General features: G+C 69.5%; 17 protein-coding genes. 15 read left to right on the top strand and 2 right to left on the bottom strand.

From position 1 onward, the window contains the following. Window positions 1-130: 130 nt before the first annotated feature. The 14 genes from AB0H57_RS19030 (at window position 131) to AB0H57_RS19095 (ending at window position 13,949) form a co-directional block, all read left to right on the top strand. Entirely contained in the window at window positions 131-1,093 is a 963-nt protein-coding gene (locus AB0H57_RS19030) for an ABC transporter permease (RefSeq protein ID WP_357508129.1), read from the top strand. Further along, the gene (gene opp4C, locus AB0H57_RS19035; protein ID WP_357508131.1) at window positions 1,090-2,025 is read left to right on the top strand and encodes an oligopeptide ABC transporter permease; all 936 of its coding nucleotides are present in this window, start codon (window positions 1,090-1,092) and stop codon (window positions 2,023-2,025) included. The genes AB0H57_RS19030 and opp4C overlap by 4 nt, the downstream gene beginning before the upstream one ends. After that, window positions 2,025-3,086 carry an ABC transporter ATP-binding protein gene (locus AB0H57_RS19040; RefSeq protein ID WP_357508133.1) on the top strand — a complete coding sequence of 354 codons (1,062 nt, stop codon included), beginning with the start codon at window positions 2,025-2,027 and terminating at the stop codon, window positions 3,084-3,086. Before opp4C ends, AB0H57_RS19040 begins: the two co-directional genes overlap by 1 nt. Then, the gene (locus AB0H57_RS19045; RefSeq protein ID WP_357508135.1) at window positions 3,083-4,096 is read left to right on the top strand and encodes a dipeptide ABC transporter ATP-binding protein; all 1,014 of its coding nucleotides are present in this window, start codon (window positions 3,083-3,085) and stop codon (window positions 4,094-4,096) included. Before AB0H57_RS19040 ends, AB0H57_RS19045 begins: the two co-directional genes overlap by 4 nt. Then, on the top strand, window positions 4,093-4,557 hold the full coding sequence (locus AB0H57_RS19050; RefSeq protein WP_357508137.1) for a RidA family protein: 465 nt from the start codon (window positions 4,093-4,095) through the stop codon (window positions 4,555-4,557). Before AB0H57_RS19045 ends, AB0H57_RS19050 begins: the two co-directional genes overlap by 4 nt. Next, entirely contained in the window at window positions 4,557-6,161 is a 1,605-nt protein-coding gene (locus tag AB0H57_RS19055) for a D-aminoacylase (protein ID WP_357508139.1), read from the top strand. Before AB0H57_RS19050 ends, AB0H57_RS19055 begins: the two co-directional genes overlap by 1 nt. Then, window positions 6,161-7,039, top strand: coding sequence for an IclR family transcriptional regulator (locus AB0H57_RS19060; protein ID WP_357508141.1), 879 nt, complete (start codon window positions 6,161-6,163; stop codon window positions 7,037-7,039). The genes AB0H57_RS19055 and AB0H57_RS19060 overlap by 1 nt, the downstream gene beginning before the upstream one ends. Next, window positions 7,036-7,863, top strand: coding sequence for an amidohydrolase family protein (locus AB0H57_RS19065; protein WP_357508143.1), 828 nt, complete (start codon window positions 7,036-7,038; stop codon window positions 7,861-7,863). Before AB0H57_RS19060 ends, AB0H57_RS19065 begins: the two co-directional genes overlap by 4 nt. Continuing rightward, entirely contained in the window at window positions 7,860-8,963 is a 1,104-nt protein-coding gene (locus AB0H57_RS19070) for an alanine racemase (protein WP_357508145.1), read from the top strand. Before AB0H57_RS19065 ends, AB0H57_RS19070 begins: the two co-directional genes overlap by 4 nt. A gap of 177 nt (window positions 8,964-9,140) precedes the next feature. Continuing rightward, window positions 9,141-9,914: a (Fe-S)-binding protein gene (locus AB0H57_RS19075; protein ID WP_357508147.1), complete on the top strand. Its 774-nt coding sequence runs from the start codon at window positions 9,141-9,143 to the stop codon at window positions 9,912-9,914. A gap of 136 nt (window positions 9,915-10,050) precedes the next feature. Beyond that, entirely contained in the window at window positions 10,051-12,585 is a 2,535-nt protein-coding gene (locus AB0H57_RS19080; protein ID WP_357508149.1) for a nitrate- and nitrite sensing domain-containing protein, read from the top strand. Next, the gene (locus tag AB0H57_RS19085; protein WP_357508151.1) at window positions 12,582-13,013 is read left to right on the top strand and encodes a roadblock/LC7 domain-containing protein; all 432 of its coding nucleotides are present in this window, start codon (window positions 12,582-12,584) and stop codon (window positions 13,011-13,013) included. Before AB0H57_RS19080 ends, AB0H57_RS19085 begins: the two co-directional genes overlap by 4 nt. Further along, on the top strand, window positions 13,010-13,375 hold the full coding sequence (locus AB0H57_RS19090; RefSeq protein WP_357508153.1) for a DUF742 domain-containing protein: 366 nt from the start codon (window positions 13,010-13,012) through the stop codon (window positions 13,373-13,375). Before AB0H57_RS19085 ends, AB0H57_RS19090 begins: the two co-directional genes overlap by 4 nt. A 34-nt stretch (window positions 13,376-13,409) precedes the next feature. Continuing rightward, window positions 13,410-13,949 carry an ATP/GTP-binding protein gene (locus AB0H57_RS19095; RefSeq protein WP_357508155.1) on the top strand — a complete coding sequence of 180 codons (540 nt, stop codon included), beginning with the start codon at window positions 13,410-13,412 and terminating at the stop codon, window positions 13,947-13,949. A gap of 57 nt (window positions 13,950-14,006) precedes the next feature. Here the strand turns inward: AB0H57_RS19095 and AB0H57_RS19100 are convergent, their stop codons facing one another. Together AB0H57_RS19100 and AB0H57_RS19105 are read right to left on the bottom strand one after the other, a co-directional pair. Next, complete coding sequence (locus AB0H57_RS19100; protein ID WP_357508161.1) at window positions 14,007-15,392, bottom strand: tryptophanase; 1,386 nt, start codon at window positions 15,390-15,392, stop codon at window positions 14,007-14,009. 41 nt (window positions 15,393-15,433) lie between these two features. Continuing rightward, complete coding sequence (locus AB0H57_RS19105) at window positions 15,434-16,573, bottom strand: tryptophan dimethylallyltransferase family protein (protein ID WP_357508157.1); 1,140 nt, start codon at window positions 16,571-16,573, stop codon at window positions 15,434-15,436. Window positions 16,574-17,389: 816 nt separating this feature from the next. On the opposite strand from AB0H57_RS19105, the gene AB0H57_RS19110 reads away from it, so the two are divergent. Continuing rightward, complete coding sequence (locus tag AB0H57_RS19110) at window positions 17,390-18,385, top strand: glycoside hydrolase family 6 protein (protein WP_357508159.1); 996 nt, start codon at window positions 17,390-17,392, stop codon at window positions 18,383-18,385. Window positions 18,386-18,738 lie beyond the last annotated feature (353 nt).

The raw sequence follows: 18,738 nt of genomic DNA on the forward strand, positions 1-18,738 counted from the left end.
CACCCGTTGTGCCGGCCACCTCCGCCTGTCCCGATCGTCGCCCGTGATGGGTGCGGCGTCGAAGGCCGGGCCCCGTGTCCGGGCGGCGCTGTGCGAACCGCACCGCCGTGATGACGAAAGGAGGTGAGCCATGCTCGCATTCGTGTTCCGCCGGCTACTCGTCAACGTCCTCGTCTTCTTCGCCGTCAGCGTCGGCGTGTTCGTCCTGGTGCGCGCCGCACCGGGCGACCCCATCCGGGTGATGGTCGACCCGGTCCAGATGCAGACCGGAGGCGAGGAGTTCATCGCCCGTAAGCGCGCCGAGCTGGGCCTGGACGATCCGCTGCCGGTGCAGTACGCGGCCTGGTTCAAACGTGCCCTCACCGGTGACCTCGGCACCTCCTACGTCAGCCACCGGCCGGTCACGGAGGTGCTGACCGAGCGGCTCGGGCCGACCGTTCTCCTGATGGGCACGGCGCTGCTGACGGCAGTGGTCCTCGGTCTGCTCGTCGGCACCGTCGCGGCCGTACGCCGCAACTCCGCCGTCGACTACGGCGCCACGGTGCTCAGCCTCGCCACCATCTCCGTGCCGAGCTTCTTCCTCGGCATCGCCGCGATCTACCTGTTCTCGCTGACCCTGGGGGTCCTGCCATCGGCGGGCATGTCCACTCCGGGCGGTGGTGGCGGCAGCTCCGACATCCTGCGCCACCTGATCCTGCCGGCTGGCATCCTCGGACTGTCCCTGGCCGGGCCGCTGACCCGGTACGTGCGCAGCGGACTGATCGGCGAGTTGGGCGCGGACTACGCGCGCACTGCCGAGGCGAAGGGCGCCACGCCCCGACGGGTCGTCGTGCGGCACGCTCTGCGAAACGCCCTGATCCCGCTGATCACCGTGCTGATGATCTACATTCCGCAGCTGTTCGGTGGGGCGGTCATCGTCGAGCAGGTGTTCGCGTGGCCGGGGATGGGGCAGCTCGTGGTCAGCTCCATCGCGCAACTCGACTACCCCGTGATCGTCGGGTTCGCCCTGTACATCTCCCTGCTTGTGCTCGTCTGCAACCTCGCCGCGGACCTGCTGTACGCGGTGGCCGACCCGAGAGTGAGCCTGCGATGACCGCTGTCGAGCTCACCCCACCCAGCCCTGCCGGCGTGCCGCCGGTGCCGGCCACCCCGGCGCGTAAGGTGTCCCACCGCTCGCCGGCCCGGCTCGCGCTGCGTCGGTTCACCCGCAACCGGCTCGCCGTCGTCGGCGCGGTCGTGCTGGTCGCCGTCATCGTCGCGGCACTGGCCGCGCCGCTGCTCACGCCGTACGACCCGACCGCGGTCGACCTGGGCGCGTTCCGGCAGGCGCCGTCGGGGGCGCACCTGCTCGGCACCGATTCCTCGGGCCGCGACGTGCTCACCCGGCTGCTGTACGCGGGGCGGGTGTCGCTGAGCGTCGGGCTGCTCGCCTCGCTGGTCGCCGTGGCGATCGGACTATTCTTCGGCGCGATCGCCGGCCTCGTCGGCGGATTCGTCGACTCCGTCGTCATGCGGGCCACCGACATCGTGCTGTCATTCCCGTCGATCATCGTGGTCGTGGTGCTCGCCGGCATCCTCGGCCCGAGCGTCACGATGCTCGTTGTCGTGATGGGGGCGACGAACTGGCCCACCGCCGCGCGCGTGGTCCGCGGACTGGTGCTGTCGCTTCGCGAGCAGGAGTACATCGCCGCGGCTCGCGCCGCGGGCGCCCGCACCGGCTGGATCCTCATGCGTCACGTCGTACCGGCGGCGCTGGCCCCGGTGAGCGTCGTCGCGACGCTGCTGGTCGCCTCGACCGTGCTGAACGAGGCCGCGTTGTCGTTCCTCGGCCTCGGTGTCCAGCCACCCCAGGCCAGCTGGGGCAACATGCTCAACGACGCCCAGAACCTGACGCTGATCCGCACGATGCCGTGGATGTGGCTGCCGCCGGGCCTGGCGATCGCGGCCACCGTGCTCGCCGTCAACTTCGTTGGCGACGGCCTGCGCGACGCCGTCGACCCACGCTCCGGGGGAGGTGCCCGCTGATGGCCGAGCCGTTGCTGGCGATCGAGGACCTGGCGGTCGAGTTCCGCACCGAGGACGGGCTGGTCCGGGCCGTCGACAGGGTCAGCTACGAGGTGCACCCCGGCGAGGTCGTGGGTTTGGTCGGCGAATCGGGTTCCGGCAAGAGCGTCACCGCCATGTCCGTGCTCGGCCTGATCCGCCAGCCCGGGCGCATCGCCGGTGGGTCGATCCGGTTCCGGGGCCGCGATCTGCGTACCGCGTCGGAGCGGGAGATGCGTGCGGTGCGCGGTGGGGAGATCGGCATGATCTTCCAGGACCCGATGACCGCCCTGAACCCGGTGATGACCGTGGGCGCCCAGATCGTGGAGGCGCTGCGGCTGCACCAGCGACGCATGTCGGGCGCCGCCGCCCGGAAACGCGCCGTCGAACTGCTGTCCCTGGTCGGGGTGCCCAACCCGGACACCCGCTTCGGGCAGTACCCGCACGAGTACTCCGGCGGCATGCGGCAACGGGCGATGATCGCGATGGCGATCGCGAACGACCCGGTGCTGATCATCGCCGACGAGCCGACCACCGCCCTGGACGTCACGATCCAGGCGCAGGTGTTGCGGCTGCTGCGCACCGCACAGCGCGAAGCGGGCAGCGCGACGATCCTCATCACCCACGACCTCGGGGTGATCGCCGAACTCGCCGACCGGGTCGTGGTGATGTACGCGGGCAGGGTCGTGGAACACGGTGACGTGCACACCATCTTCAGCGCGCCCCGACACCCGTACACGGTCGGGTTGATGGGCAGCCTGCCGAACCTGGCTGAGCAGGGAGCGCCGCTGCGGCCGATCCCCGGCAGCCCGCCGAGCCTGCTCGACCCGCCCGGCGGTTGCCCATTCCACCCGCGGTGCACCCTGTCGCAGGGACGGCAACGTTGCCGCGTCGAACGGCCCACGCTGATAGCGGTCGGTGCGGCCCACGCCAGCGCCTGCCACTTCCACGATGAGTTGGCCGGGGTCGCGCCGGGCGTTCCCGTGCCCGGTGCCGGCGCCACAGACCCGGCCGGTGGGACGGAAGCGGAGGCGCTGCGGTGAGCGAGGAGATCCTGCGGGTCGAAGGCCTGGTCAAACACATTCCGGTTCGGGCCGGGCTGCTGCGCCGGCAGGTCGGTGCGGTCCGTGCCGTCGACGGCGTCGACTTCTCCCTGCACCGGGGCGGCACCCTCGGTCTGGTCGGCGAGTCCGGTTGCGGCAAGACCACCACGGGACGACTCGTGGTGCGGCTGCTGGACCCCACTGCCGGGCGGATCGTGTACCAGGGCGCCGACATCGCCGGCCTCGGGCAGGCCGCGTTGCGGCCGCTGCGCGCCGACATCCAGATCGTGTTCCAGGACCCGTACTCGTCGCTGTCGCCGCGCATGACGGTGCACGACATCGTCGCCGAACCGCTGCGCGTCAACGGCCGCTACGGCTCGACCGGCCGGCAACGGGTCGCCGACCTGCTCGACCTCGTCGGGCTGGCCCCCGAACACGCGAACCGGTACGCCCACGAGTTCTCGGGTGGACAACGTCAGCGCATCGGCATCGCCCGCGCCCTCGCCCTGGACCCAAAGGTGCTGGTGCTCGACGAGCCGGTGTCCGCGCTGGACGTGTCGATCCAGGCGCAAGTGGTCAACCAGCTCGCCGACCTGCAGCGGGAACTGGACCTGGCCTACCTGTTCATCTCCCACGACCTGTCCGTGGTGCGTCACATCTGCGACCGGGTCGCGGTGATGTACCTCGGCAAGATCATGGAGATCGGCAGCCGCGCCGACGTGTTCGACCGGCCCACGCACCCCTACACGCAGGCCCTGCTGTCCGCGGTGCCGGTGTCACATCCGTCGCTGCGCGGCAGCCGCGAGCAAGTCGTGCTCGCCGGCGACGTGCCCAGCCCCGTCGACCCGCCGTCGGGCTGCCGGTTCCGTACCCGCTGCTTCAAGGCCCAGGACCGGTGCGCCCGCGAGGAACCGGCGCTGCTCGACCGGCTCGGCACCGGCCACCCGAGCGCCTGTCACTTTCCCGAACTGAACCCGACCCTGGTGACCGCCGAGGAGGCAGCCCCATGACCGCCGACACCCGACTCGCCCAGGCCCCGGCCGGTCCGCCCGCGCTGGACCCGCCGCCGCCCGCGGTCGCGGCGGTGCGCCGCGACGGTGCCGTCCTGGTCGCCTCCGGCCAGGTCGCGGTCCGGGACGGGGTGCTGCTGGCCACCGGCCGGGTCGGCGCCGACGTCGACCTCGCCACCGCGCAGTCGTGCGCGTGGCAGTGCGCCCGCAACGTCCTCGACGCCGTCGCCGCCGAGATCGGGTCGCTCGAGCGCGTCGCCCACGTCATCAAGGTGACCGTGTACGTCGCCAGCGACCCCGGCTTCACCGGCCAGCACCTCGTCGCGCACGGCGCCAGCGCGCTGATGGTCGAGGTGTTCGGTCCCGAACGGGGCCGCCACGCCCGCGCCGCCATCGGGGTGGCTGCCCTCCCGCTCGGCAGTGCGGTCGAGGTCGAGGCGACCCTGCGGCTGGCACCCTGATGCTCGACCTGCTGCTGCACGGAGGACGGGTGGTCGACGGCACGGGCGGCCCCCAGCGGCTCGCCGACGTCGCCGTGCGGGCCGGCCGGATCGTCGCGGTGCAGCCACTGCCGGACGTCGTCGCCCGGCGCACCCTCGACGTCACGGGCCTCGTGGTGTGTCCCGGCTTCGTCGACGTGCACAGCCACTCCGACCTCACCCTGCTGTCCGGCCCCGCCGCCCACAGCAAGGTGCGTCAGGGTGTGACGACGGAGGTCGTCGGCAACTGCGGGCTCAGCCCCGCGCCCCTGCCCCACGGGGTTGACCGGGCGCAGGTGCGCGCCGCAGTCGGCCACCTCGACCTGGACCCGGACGTGCTGTGGTCCTGGTCCGGCTTCGGCGCTTTCCTCGACACGCTGCAGGACGCGCGGCTGAGCGTGAACGTCGCGTCCCTCGTCGGGCACCTGCCGCTACGCGCGGCCGTCGTCGGGTTCGCCGACCGGCCGGCGTCACCGTCGGAGATCGACCGGATGTGCGCACTACTGGCCGACGCGTTCGCCGCCGGCGCCGTGGGCCTGTCCACCGGGATGGTGTACGCGCCGGCCCGCTACGCCGACGAGGCGGAACTGGTGGCGTTGGCCCGGGTGGTGGCGGCGCACGACGCGGTGTTCGCCTGGCACGTGCGCGACTATGCCGACGACCTGCTCGACTCGGTCGCGCAGGCGCTGCGGGTGGGGGAGCAGGCCGGCTGCCGCACCCAAATCTCGCACCTGGTGGCGGTGGGGCGACGCAACTGGGGCGGCGCGGTGCGGGCGCTCGACCTCGTCGATGCCGCGCACGCCCGTGGCGTGGACGTGGGTGTGGACGTGTACCCGTACCTCGCCGGCAACACCAACCTGTTCCAGCTCATGCCCGGCTGGGCACAGGAGGGCGGCGCGGCAGCGATGCTGTCGCGGCTGCGCGACGAGAACTGCCGGGCCCGCATCCGCGCCGACCTGGCCGGGTACCCGCTCGGCTGGGACGAGATCATGGTGTGCCGGATCCCGGCGGGCGCACCGGACGATGTTCTCGGGCGCAGCCTGGCCCAGCTGGCGGCGCAGCGGCAGAGGCCCGGCGCCGACGTCGCCATGGACCTGCTGCTGGAGTACGACAACGATGTCAGCATGGTCGCGTTCGGCCGCAGCGACGAGGACCTGCGGGCGGTGCTGAGGCACCCGCTGACGGTGGTGGGTTCCGACGGGTACGCCCTGGACCCGGGCGGGCCCACCGGCGTCGGGCTGCCGCATCCGCGCTCCTACGGCACGTACCCGCGCCTGTTCGCCGACCACGTCGGCGGACACCTTGACCTCACCGAGGCCGTGGCGAAGTGCACGCAACGCGCGGCGCAGCGGGTAGGCATCGACGACCGTGGTGTGATAGCACCCGGGGCGGTCGCCGACCTCGTGGTCTTCGACGCCGAAGCGCTCCGTGACCGCGCGACCTTCCGCGATCCGCAGCAGTACCCGGACGGGATCCGTCTGGTGACCGTCGACGGTGTGGTCGTCGTGGACGACGGCGCGCACACCGGCGCCCGCCCCGGCACGGTACTGCGCCGCTGTCTGACTCGACCATCGGAGGATGGATAATGCCGCGCACGGCGAAGGTTGCGCCTCGGGTATCCGTCGACGACGCGAAGTCCGCGTCGGCGAACTATCACGCCCACGCGCTCACGCGCGGGCTGGCACTGCTCGAACTACTCGCCGACGGCCCGCAGCCGTTGACCCTGATCGACTTCCATGCCCGCACCGGGCTGCCCAAGAGCACCCTGGTGCGGCTGCTGTCGGTCCTCACCGACGCCGAGTACGTGGTGCGGGTCGACGAACGGCCGGCGTTCCGGCTGGGCCACAAGGTGCTGCGGCTGTCCACGGCGTACGTCTCGTCCCTGGACCTCACCGTGGCCGCGGGACCCTACCTGCGGCAGTTGGCGGTGGCCAGCGGCTACACCGCCAACCTGGGGCTGCTCGACGGATCGCAGGTGCTGCACGTCTGCGTGGAGGAGCCGCCCCGCCCGATCCGATTCATGGCGTACACGGGCTCCCGCGACGACACGTACTGCACGGCCCTGGGCAAGGCGCTGATGGCGGCGTTGCCCGCTTCGGCATTGCCCGCCCACCTGCCGGCCGCCGAACCGTACTCCCGACGCACGGACAGCACCATCACCACCCACGACGAGATGCGCCGCGAGTTGGCGCGGACAGCTCGCCGCGGTTACGCCTACGACGACAACGAGGGCAGCGTCGGCGTGCGCTGCCTGGCGGTCCCCGTCGTCGTCGACGGCGAGACCGTTGCCGCAGTCAGCGTGTCCGGTCCCGCCGCGGAGCTGTCCCCGGACCGGCATGAGCCGTTCGTGGACCAGCTGCACGCCAGCGCGGCAAAGCTCGCCGCCGACGTCGACGTCGTCGCGGCGCTACGCATCGTGCACCGTTCGTTGCTGCCGACGCGAGGAGGAACCAACACCCCATGATCGACGTACACACCCACTGCCTGCTCGCCGAGCACTGGGGCTGCGAGTGGGAGAATCATTGGCGGCCGGTATACGGCAAACCCTACGACGACATCGACCCCGACGACTACGACCGGGCCATGAAGCCGGTGAAGGTCGCGTTCGTGTTCGGGTTGCGCGCCACCGCCGCCGGTGTGGGCACCCCCAACGACTTCGTCGAGCAGTTCTGCGCGCGTACCAAGACCGAAACCGTGGGGTTCATGTCGCTGGACCCCACCGACCCCGACGTCCTCGAACAGATGGACGACGGGGTCCGGCGGGGCCTGCGCGGCATCAAGCTGTACCCGGTGCTGGCCCTGTTCGACCCGCGCGACGTGCGCTGGGACCCGTTCTACGAGGCCGCGACGCGCCATCGTCTGGTCGTGCTGTGGCACATGGGCGCCACACCCAGCCCGGTGGGGGACCTGTCGGTGAGCAACCCGCTCGTCGTGGACGAGGTCGCCCGACGCCACCCCGAGCTGAAGCAGATCATCGCGCACATCGGGCATCCGTGGCAGCGGGAGACGATCGTGACCCTACGCAAGAACCGGAACGTCTTCAGTGACATTTCCGCATCGTGGGCACGCCCATACGACGGCTTCCGCGCGCTGGTCCGCGCCCAGGAGTGGAGCGTGGTGGACAAGTTGCTGTTCGGCTCGGACTACCCCCTGTGGACGCCCGAGCAGGCCATCGCCGGACTGCGGGAGCTCGCCGCCATCAAACCGGTCGGCCTTCCGTCGATCCGCAACGAAACCATCGAACACCTCCTCGACGCCGACCCGCGGCAACGGCTCGGGCTGTCATGACCGCTTTCGCTACCGCGCTCCCGGCACCGCTGCACGCGCTGCCCACACCCGCACTGCTGATCGACCACGAGCGGATGAACCGCAACATCGCCGACATGGCAGCCCGCGCCCAGGCCGCCGGGGTGACGCTGCGCCCGCATTTCAAGACGTCGAAATGCCTGTCTGTCGCCCGCCTGCAACTCGCCGCCGGAGCCGCCGGGTTCACCTGCGCCACCGCCGCGGAGGTGGCGGCGCTGCAGGACGCCGGTGTGACCGACCTGCTGTGGGCGCAGGAGCCCGTCGGGCCGGCCAAGGTCGCGTTCGCCGTCCAAGCCGCGGCACGCGGCGGCCTGACGGTCGCCGTCGACTCGGTCGAGGTGGCCCGCCCGCTGTCCACGGCGGCGGCCGCCGCCGGCGTCAGGGTCGCGTACCTCATCGAGGTGGACACCGGGCACGGCCGCGCCGGTGTGGCCCCCGAGGCGGCGGAGGCGCTCGCCGACGCTCTGGCCCCGCTGCCCGGCCTCGCGCTGCGTGGCGTATTCACCCATGAGGGGCAGCTGGCGCGACACGTCGGCGACCGGCCAACCCTCGAGCAGGCCGGACGTAGCGCCGGTGCGACCCTGGTCGCGGTCGCCGAGACGCTCACCGGCGCCGGTCATCACTGTGCGGTCGTGTCCGTCGGGTCCACGCCCGGCGCGACGTCGTCTCTTCACGCGCCGGGTGTCACCGAGGCCCGTCCCGGCACCTACGTCTTCTACGACGCCAACCAGGTCGCACTAGGCAGCGCCGAGCCGTCGCAGTGCGCGCTGACCGTGCTCACCAGGGTGATCCGGGTACGCGGGGACGGGACCGTGATCGTCGACGCAGGCCTCAAGGCGATGAGTTCCGACGGCTCCGTCGCGGGGCGCGGGTTCGGTGTCGTCGCCGGCGACGTGGACTTCGCCGTCGCCAACGAGGAACACGGGTTCCTCACCGGTCCGGGCACCGCGAGCCTGCGGGTCGGTGACCTCCTGCGCGTCGTACCCAACCACGCCTGCGGCACCGTCAACATGTGGAGCGGTATGTATCTCGTGGAGGAAGGCACGGCCACACAGCGGTGGACGACCACGGGAAGGCACTGACCGACCGCGGCGAGCCGCAGCGCAACGTCCTGGTGCAGGCCGTGCGGCCGGGGTGCTGCACGGAGGCTTGTGGGCGGTGCGGTCGGTGCTGCGCCTGACCCAACAGGCCGTGCGCTACGAGCCGCGCGGGACGGAGGCCGGATGGGTGGCCGCCGCCCGCCGGGTGCAGGAGGTAACATGCGGATCGCGCTCTTCGTGACCTGCCTGGCCGACACGATGTTCCCGGCCGCGGCGAAGGCCACCGTGCGGCTGCTCGAGCGGCTCGGCCACGAGGTGGTCTTTCCCACCGGGCAGACCTGCTGCGGGCAGATGCACATCAACACGGGGTACCAGGCGGACGCGCTACCGCTGGTCCGCCGGCACGTGCGGACCTTCGACCCGTACGACGTGGTGGTCGCGCCGTCGGGGAGCTGCGTCGGGTCGGTGCGGCACCAGCATGCGATGGTGGCCGCCGCGGCCGGCGACCGGTCGCTGGCGGCGCGCGCCGAGTCGGTCGCCGGGCGGACGTACGAGCTGTCCGAGCTGCTGGTGGACGTGCTGGAGGTGGAGGACGTGAGCGCCTACTATCCGCACCGGGTCACGTACCACCCGACCTGCCACTCGCTACGGGTGCTGCGGGTCGGCGACAAGCCGCTGCGGCTGCTGCGCCGGGTACGCGGGCTCGACCTGGTCGAGCTTCCGGCCGCCGAGCAGTGCTGCGGCTTCGGCGGCACGTTCGCGGTGAAGAACGCCGACACCTCCACGGCCATGCCCGCCGACAAGATGCGGCACGTGCTCGACACCGGTGCGGACGTCTGCACGGCCGGCGACGCGTCCCCGTTACACCGCAACAAACGCCACCCAACCCAGCAAAGCACTACTAGATGGTGCGATTCTCGCCTGGTCGTAGACCGGGAGCGGCATCGAGCACCGCCACCGTGGCGGCCTCCTACGACTCGTTGCGATCTCTGACCAGTGCAAAGAATCGGCCAGCACACGGCTGATAATTCGCGGGTAGTGCGAGACCGGACAGGCCGGTAAGGTCGGCATACATCGGCGTCGGCCGGCAGTGTTCGGCCGCTGGTGCCTTTGGGCTGCCCATGATTGGATGCGATACAACTTGGCGCACAAACAGGCTGATCGCGAGAACACGCACAGTGCTTCGGATGATCACGGTCAGCGAACGGTGTCGAATCGGCGTCGCGGTCAACCGCAGTCAATCAAGCGGCGCGTCATCAGACTGGTGCTCATCCCCAGCGTCGTCGCCTTGGTCATCTGGCTCGTCGCGTCCGGGTATCTCATCTTCCAAGGTTTCTACAATCGCCAGGTCGCCAACAGCGTCCGGCAGGTGTCGATCCCGGCGGTCTCCGCACTGGCCTCGATTCAGCAGGAACGGCGGCTGAGCGTCAGCTACCTGATTCAGCCATCCCGGGACCTGGGAAAGCTGCTCGCCCAACGGCAGCAGACGGATCAGCGGTTGGCCGCCTTGCGCCCCGCCGCCAACTCGGCCTTGGGCAACGCCCCGGACTCGATCACGTCGCGATGGAAGACGCTGGAGGGGTTCCTGGACGAGCTGCCGAGCGTACGGAGCACCATCGATTCCCGGTCGGCCGGCGGGCAGGGTGTATACGATTTCTACAACAAAGTGCTCGATGCCGCGACGAGCCTCTTCGACATCCAGGCGCGAATCGTCCCCGATGTTACGGCCGCCCAGGGCGGCATCGCGGCGACCGAGGCTTTCCGCGCCAGCGACCTGATGTCCCGGGCCGGATCCACCATTGATGGCGCTTTCGGTTCTCGTGCGCTCAGCCAGCAGGACCATCTCGATTTCGTGAGTCTGGTGGGCGCCTACCACGCCGGCCTGATCAACGTCGCGCCGCACCTGCAACCGGAAGCCCGCAAGCGTTACGAGGCAATTACGGCGAGCGACTCCTGGAAGGGTCTCGTCGCTGCGGAGAACGCCCTCGTCAGCAGCGGCCCGTGGCGTGCCGGTGCACCTCGCGGGCTGGCGTTCAGCAGGGCTCGTTGGGAGTCCCTCACCCGCCAGGTCTCCGACGACCTGATCAGCCTGACCATCGAGCAGGCCGACAAGGTCTCGGCCCAGGCACTGCGCACCGGCAACACGCAGCTGCTGACCGCGTCGCTGGGCAGCCTGATCGCGTTGTCCATCGCGATTGCCGCGATCATCTGGGCGATCCGTCAGTCGCAGATCCTGGTGGACCGGGCACTGTCGGTCCGCTTGGCGCAACTGGGCAGGGACGCTGCCACGGTGGTGGATCAGCGACTACCAGCCATGATGGATCGCCTACGCCGACGGGAGAAGGTCGACCTTGCGGTCGAGTTGCCCATCCAGGAGTACGGAAGCGACGAAATCGGCCGGGTCGCGGAGGTCATCAATCGGTCATTGCAGGCCGCGGCGGGCGCGGCCGTCGATGAGGCGAAGACCCGGGCTGCCGGTATCGCGATGCTGATGGGCGTCGCGCGCCGTCCGCAGCGCCCACTGCAACGCGGCCTGAAGGTCATTGAGGACCTGCAGAATCGAATCGGTGACGAGAAGCTGTTGGCGGAGCTGTTCGACATCAATCATCAGCTCACCCAGACCCGCCGATTCCTGGAAAACCTCGTCATTCTGGCCGGTGGGCAGATCGGCCGGCGCTTCCAGAATCCGGTGCCGGTACGTCGGGTGCTGTTGGCGGCATTCGCCGAGGCGAAGCATTACCAGCGGATCTCGCTGCGTAGTGCGCCTGAGGTGGCGATCGTGGGACCGGCGGTTGCCGGAACCATCCACCTCGTGGCCGAGTTGCTGGACAACGCTCTGGCGTTCTCTTCTCCCGAGACAACGGTCTGGGTCACGTGCATCGAGGTCAAGCGTGGCATCGCGGTGGAGATTGAAGACGCCGGCGTGGGAATGAAGGCGGAAGCGCTGGAGCGTGCGAACGAACTGCTGGCCACTGCGCCCACCCCGGACGTGACGGCGCTCAAGGACGGCGCACAGGTCGGTCTACACGTCGTTGCGGAGCTGGCCAAGCGGGACGGCATCCGGGTGAGCCTGCGTTCATCGGCGTACGGCGGTCTGCTGGCGATCGTGCTCCTTCCCGATCGCGTGATCGCCACGGACGCGGCCACCTCTGACCTGGACCGCGCCGACACTGGCGCCACTGCGCCCGCGATAGCCGCTTCGCAGACGTCGCGAGCAGGCACCGGTGCTTTGCCGAACGGCGGTGGTCGCCAGGATCTGCGGCCCACTAACAGGGCCAGTCTCGCTGCAGTCGTGACGACGGTGTCGAGCGGATCGGACCAGGCGCCGACCGAGACCCACACCGCCGGGGACCGACGGCCTGACCGCACCGGGGGCACCATGACAGAACTTCCAGCGCAGAGCAGCGGGGTCCGTGGTGGCTCGCCCAGCCCACAGGTCGCTACCCGCCCGCCCCTGCCTCATCGGCGACCTCAACAGCACCTCGTGCCCGAGCTGCGTGATGAGGACCTGCCAGGGCGCGCTTCCGGCGCGGCGGCGGGTTCCGCGAGGTCACCCGAGGAGGCCCGAGACCGGTTCACGAAGTACCAAAAGGCTTGGGCCGCCGGTAAGGCGGCAAACAATGCCGAACCAGCAAGCAGAGACGACCAAGGCAGGAAAGCATGACCAATTCGGCATCTCAGAATGATCTGACCTGGATCCTGGACGATCTGGTGGAGGTCCCTGACGTTGTCTATGCGGTTGTCCTGTCCACCGATGGGCTGATCGTGCAGAAATCCACGTCGCTCCCGCAGGACGCAGGGGAGTTGCTGGCCGCTGGCGCGTCGTCGTTGCACAGCATCGCCGCGGGAATGGGCAGGCGCTTCGGCAGCGGGCCCGTGCAGCAGGTCATCATCGAATACCAGGGCCGGACCCTGTTCGTCGCCGCCGCCGGGCAGAACGCGCGGCTGGCCGTACTGTGCGAACAAGCCGTCGACATGGGAACGGTCGCGTACGAGATGAGCCGCCTGGTGACCCGTATCGGCGACTACCTCGGCTCCGAGGCGCGGCTGGACGCCGCGCTGCTCGGCGACGGCCCCGGGCAGAAACCATGACGTATGACGTATGGGACGGCGACGACGAGGCGGAGGCTGGCCGGCTTGTTCCCCTGTACATTCTCGTCAACGGGCGTACGAGCCCGCGGAACACCAACCTGGACCTTGCCACTCAGGTGATCGCCCTGCCGGCCGACCCGAGCAGGTTGGAGCTGGAGTACAAGGAGATCTTTAGTCGGTGCGCCAACTGGATCTCTATCGCCGAAATCGGCGCCTACCTGCACCGCCCGCTCACCATCACCAAGGTCATGGTTGACGTGCTTCACGAGCAGGGGTTTCTGGACATCGGCTCGCCGGCGCAGGAGAAGATCGCGGACCGTCGGCTGCTGGAAACGGTTCTCGCTGGCCTTCAGAGGATTTAGACAAGAGGGACTGATACACGTGGATCGGAAATCGGTGAAGGTCGTCGTGGCGGGCGGCTTCGGCACCGGCAAGACCACCCTGGTCGAATCAGTCAGCGAGATTCCGCCTCTGGTCACGGAGGAGGTCCTGACCCAGGCCAGCGTCGGCGTGGACGACATCACGGGTGTCGAGGACAAGGCGAGCACGACGGTCGCGCTGGACTTCGGGCGCATCACCATCAGCCCCGATGTCGTGCTGTACCTGTTCGGCACCCCGGGGCAGGACCGGTTCTGGTTCATCTGGGACGAGCTCGCCCAGGGCGCGGTGGGCGCGATCGTGCTGGTCGACACCAGAAGGCTTGGCACCAGCTTCCCCGCAGTCGACTATTTCGAGCGGCGGGGCATCCCCTTCGTCGCCGCCGTCAACCGCTTCTACGGCGAGTGCTTGTACAGCGAAGAGGAGATCCGCTCCGCGCTGGAACTGGATCCGAGCGTGCCGCTGCTGTGGTGCGACGCCAGGGACCGCGCCTCCAGCAGGCAGGCGCTGATCGAGCTGGTGCGACATGCCCTGTCCCGCCTGCCGGTCAACAGCTGAGCACACCTCGGGTGCGCCACTGGTGGCGCACCCGAGCCATGACGTCGAACCGAACGTTCAGGCGGCGCTTCCCGGCGCCGGGATCCGCTCCAATCTCACCTTGAAGTGGCGCAGCAAGGGTGGCGACGAGACCACCCGGTACCCGCGGACCCGCTCCGGATCCTTCGCGATGTCAGCGAGGACCGCAGCCACATACTCGAAGTGCGTGTCGGTGTAGACCCGGCGCGGGATCGCCAGGCGCACGAGTTCGAAGGGTGCGGGGGTCAGCAGCTGGTGCTGGTCGTCCATCCCGCCCAGGTAGAGCGATCCTAGTTCGGCGCAGCGAATGCCGCCGTCGAGATAGAGCTGGCAACCCAGGGCGTGCCCGGGGAACTCCCGCGGCGACAGGTGGGGCAGCAGTCTGCCGGCATTGAGGTAGAGGGCGTGAATGCCCGGCGGTTGGACGGTGTCCACCCCGGCGTCGTTGATCATCTGAGCCAGCCGGGCGGTGGAGGCGGCACGCGCCTGCAGGTAGGCGGGATCGACCACCTCCCGCAGCCCCTGCGTGAGTCGTTCGAGGTCGTGGCCGGCCAGCCCGCCGTAGGTGGAGAACCCTTCGGTCGCGATCAGGTTCGCCTCGCACACGGCATGCAGGTCGTCGTCGCGTAGCCCGATGAATCCGCCGATGGCCGACAGGCCGTCCTTTTTAAGACTCACCACACAGCCGTCGGCGAGCTGGAACGCGTGGGCGGCGATCTGCCGCGGTGTCCAGTCGCGGTAGCCCGGCTCCCGCTGGCCGACCAGCCATGCGTTCTCGGCGAAACGCGCCGCGTCCAGGAAGAACGGCACCCGGTGGCGGCGGCACAGCTCGCGGACAGCCGCGAGGTTGGCCATGGACACCGGCTGCGCGCCGAGGCCGTTGTTGGTGATGGTCATCAAGACCAGCCCAACCCGGTGCCCCTCCGGCCCGGTCAGGGTGCGCTCCAGCGCGTCGAGGTCGATGTTGCCCTTGAACGGTTCCGCGCTGTCGAGATCCAACGCCTCCGGGCACGGGAGGTCCCGGGCCTCCGCGCCGACGAGCTCGACGTTGGCGTGGGTGGTGTCGAAGTGGGTGTTGCTGATGCAGATCTGGCCGGGCTTCAGCAGGCTGGAGAACAGGATGCGCTCGCCGGCCCGGCCCTGGTGGACAGGCAGGATCCGCGGATATCCAGTGAGGTCGCGGACCTCGTCGCGGAACCGGAACCAGGATCGTGCCCCGGCGTAGGACTCGTCGCCGAGCGCGGCGGCGGCTTCCTGTGCGGCCGAGGTGGCACCGGTACCAGAATCCGACAGCAGGTCGATAGTGATCTGATCGGCGCGCAGATTGAACGGGTTGTATCCCGCTTCCGCGAGCGCCAGCTGACGTTCCTCCGCGCTGAGGAAGGGAATCGGTTCGACCACCTTGATCCGGTACGGCGGCAACATCTTGCGCATCTCTACGGCCACAACTCGCTCCTTGAGGGGAATCAGGGGTGTCCTGCTGCGGAACGGCCAGCCGGGCCCGCCACCGCGGTACCACCCGCCGTCACCCGCCGTCGAACCGGCGGACTCACCTGGTACGCCTCGGCGGACAGGTAGACGGTCACCCCCGGTCGGGGCGCGCCAAGCCGCAACGAGACGTGCGGGATCAGCCCGACCCCGTCGCGCAGCGGCCGGTGCGCCACCGCATCGAGCGCCCGATCCAGCTCCGCGCTGTCGAACCCGTAGCGAGTTAGCACCGCCACCACCCGGTCGTAGGCCTCCTCGTCGTCGGCGACGTAGCTCCGGATCGGCACGTAGACGCTATATCCGAGCGGCCTGTCAGCTCCCTCGATGAAGGTGTAGCTGTCGACGAGCGGAAGGCCGTCGAAGCGGCTCCTGCCGCCACCGGCCACCGCACAGAACTCGGCGATCTCCGTCGTGTCGGCACCATCGACCACACTGGCCGCCTGGAGGACGTCCCACACCTCGGCGTCGTGGTGGGTCAGGTATAGCTTGACCCGGGCCTGCGGCCCGTCGTGCAGGTCGACGGCGAAGAACGTCAGTCGGTCCCGGCGACCCAGCTCTCCCGGACGGACGCCGTGGTCGAGGATCGTTCGGAACGACGTGCCCAGTCCGAGCCGGTGCAGCGCCTCGGACACCAGGGCGGGCGCCCGCTCGACTCCCTTGAGTTCCGGATTGATGTAGACCTTGAACTCGGGTCGCCGGCCGCTGCGGAACACCAGCGAGCACCAGAGCCCGAACTCTCCCTGCGGGTCCTCGGTAGCGAACAGGTCCCGCACCGAGTCCAGCCGGGACGTTGAAAGGCCGGCCCGGTGCGCCTGCGTGTCGAGGAACCTCTGTGTGGCGGACATGTTGGCCAGCCCGCCAGGCGGCGTCCCCAGCGCCTCACCCAGGATCCGCAACGTAGGCGGCTCTCCCTGGTTGAAGGCGATGGAGAACTCCACTGGACTGTGATCGTCTGCGATGTTGGACGGCCAGGCCGGTGGTGCCGACAGCGGGCGCGGGCCGGCGGAGCCGAGAACGTTCCGCAGCAGCTCCAGCGGTTCAGCCGGATCGGTCCCGGCGACATCGCACAGGCGCATCAGTTGGCCGCCCAAATGGTCGGAAAGGGACCCGTTGTCCATCAGTTCTCCCTACCGATCAAGCCGGCCGGACAACCGAGACCTTAAATATCATGTCGAAAAAAGGTCAAGATCGGCCTCAACTTTGCAACTACATAACGGGACCAAACGTTGCAGATCGGGCACACCTCACCGAGAGTAGCCGGCCGGACATCCGGCAACATCGCCGGAACCTGAGCGGGCATTCGGCCCCCGGCTCCGCCGAACGGCTCACCGGCCGCCGGCCGACTCGGCGAGCATCCCCTTGCAGCCGAGGACGACGACCTACGCGCCGGGCTGAGCCAGTCATCGAGGGCTACCGCTACGCCGGCCACCGAGTCGGGCACGCGTTCACCATCGGGGATGACGCAACGGCCCGACTTACCGTTACCTCTCAGTGCACTTTCTTGTTTTTTAACCTTTGAGGTCCTGGCTTGCTTATTTGCGGTGTCGCGAGTGGACATGGAGACAGCCTTCGATGGTCATGTCCGTCTCGCCAAAGAAGAACATGACTCATCACCGAAGGCCGTGATGGACAGTGTGCCCGACCTTGATGATCGCGTCGAGTCGCTGGGGTGGCTCGCCAGGTTCCGGGAGGAGTTCCATGCGGGCCGTACCCGTCCCGCGCCACCCTCCAATCAGGCCGTGACACCGCGTACGCCCAGGTCAGACACACCTCAATCGACTACGCAAAGACCCTGACTGTCACGTACGGATCTGTGGGGGCGGCGGGTAGGATTCCGGCCGCCTACCCGGCGCATTAGCCGCTACGGCGGACAACGGTAGCCTGACCGCCGTGGTTCCCACCGTCTACCGCACCGGGCGGCCCCGCTGGGCCCTGTGCCGGCCGGGGTCGTACTGACCGCGTTGCTGGCGAGCTGCGGCGGTGGCGCTCCGGAACGTGGCGCCGACAACTCCGGGCCGTTCTCGCCGCCCCCGCCGCCACCTGTCTTCTACGTGGACCCGGAAAGCGAGGCCGCTCAGGAGGTCGACCGATGGGAGCGCGCCGGCCGGGCCGCCGACGCGGAGACGCTCGCCCGGATCAGCACCCGCCCGAGCGCGAAGTGGCTGGTCAGCGGCAATGCTCAGGTTCGCGAGGAGGTTGACGCCTATTTGACCTCGGCGACGATCGCGGGCCAGACACCGATCCTGGTCATCCATTACGTGCCCGACCGGGACTGCGGCCGGCAGGGCTCCGGGGGAGCCGCGACCGGCCAGGAGTACCAGCGCTGGATCCGGGAGCTGGCCGGCGGGATCAAGGGCAGGCGGGTCACCGTGGTCCTCGAACCCGGCGCGGTCCCGGACATCGTGGATCGGTGCGTCCGCAACCTCAAGGAACGGCTCCTGCTGCTGCGCGACGCGGTCGCCGTTCTCAAGAGCACCGGCGCGGCACGGGTTTACCTGGACGCCGGGCACCCCGTGTGGATCAACGACACCGCGTCTCTGGCCACGGCCCTGAGCCAGGCTGGCGTCAGGGACGCCGATGGCTTCGCGCTCAACGTCGCCAACTTCATCCGTACGCAGGACAACGTCCGCTACGGCCACCGGTTGTCCGATGCCCTCGGCGGCGATGTCCGGTTCGTCATAGACACGAGCCGCAACGGCAACGGCCCGGCCGCCGGCGCCACCGTGGACGGCGCACCGAGCTGGTGCAATCCGCCAGGCCGGGCGCTCGGCGAGGAACCCACCGACGCTCCCGGCCTCGACCGGGTCGACGCGCTGCTCTGGATCAAGTACCCGGGCGAGTCCGACGGCGCCTGCCGCCCCGGCGAACCCGAGCGCGGGGTCTGGTGGCCCGAGTATGCCCTCGCGCTTGCCCGCAACGCGACTGGCTGACCCGGGACGCGCCGCAACATCATCAGGCCAGGCCAGACACGGAACCCACTCGTCTAGTCCCTGTCGCCCCTGGTGGGCGGCCCGTTCCGGGCTGAAAATGGGGGTCCGGTCGCTCGTCGACGTCGTTTGCTCCTTGGTCCTTGAGGCCGTCGTCTAGTCGGGCGCTGGGAGTCGCGCTGTTGGGCCCTTCACTGTTGCTTCGAGCACGCGGATTAGCTTCGTTCCCCGTCCCTGCGACTCCTGCGAGCGACCGCCCCGGGTCGAGTGCTGTGGCAAGGGAGGTCGCAGATGCAGGAGGCACCAGACGATGCGCAGGTCGTGGAGCGGGTTGCGGCGTTGGACATCGGTAAGGC

The sequence above is a fragment of the Micromonospora sp. NPDC050686 genome (assembly GCF_040654475.1).
In the GTDB taxonomy this organism is placed as follows: domain Bacteria; phylum Actinomycetota; class Actinomycetes; order Mycobacteriales; family Micromonosporaceae; genus Micromonospora.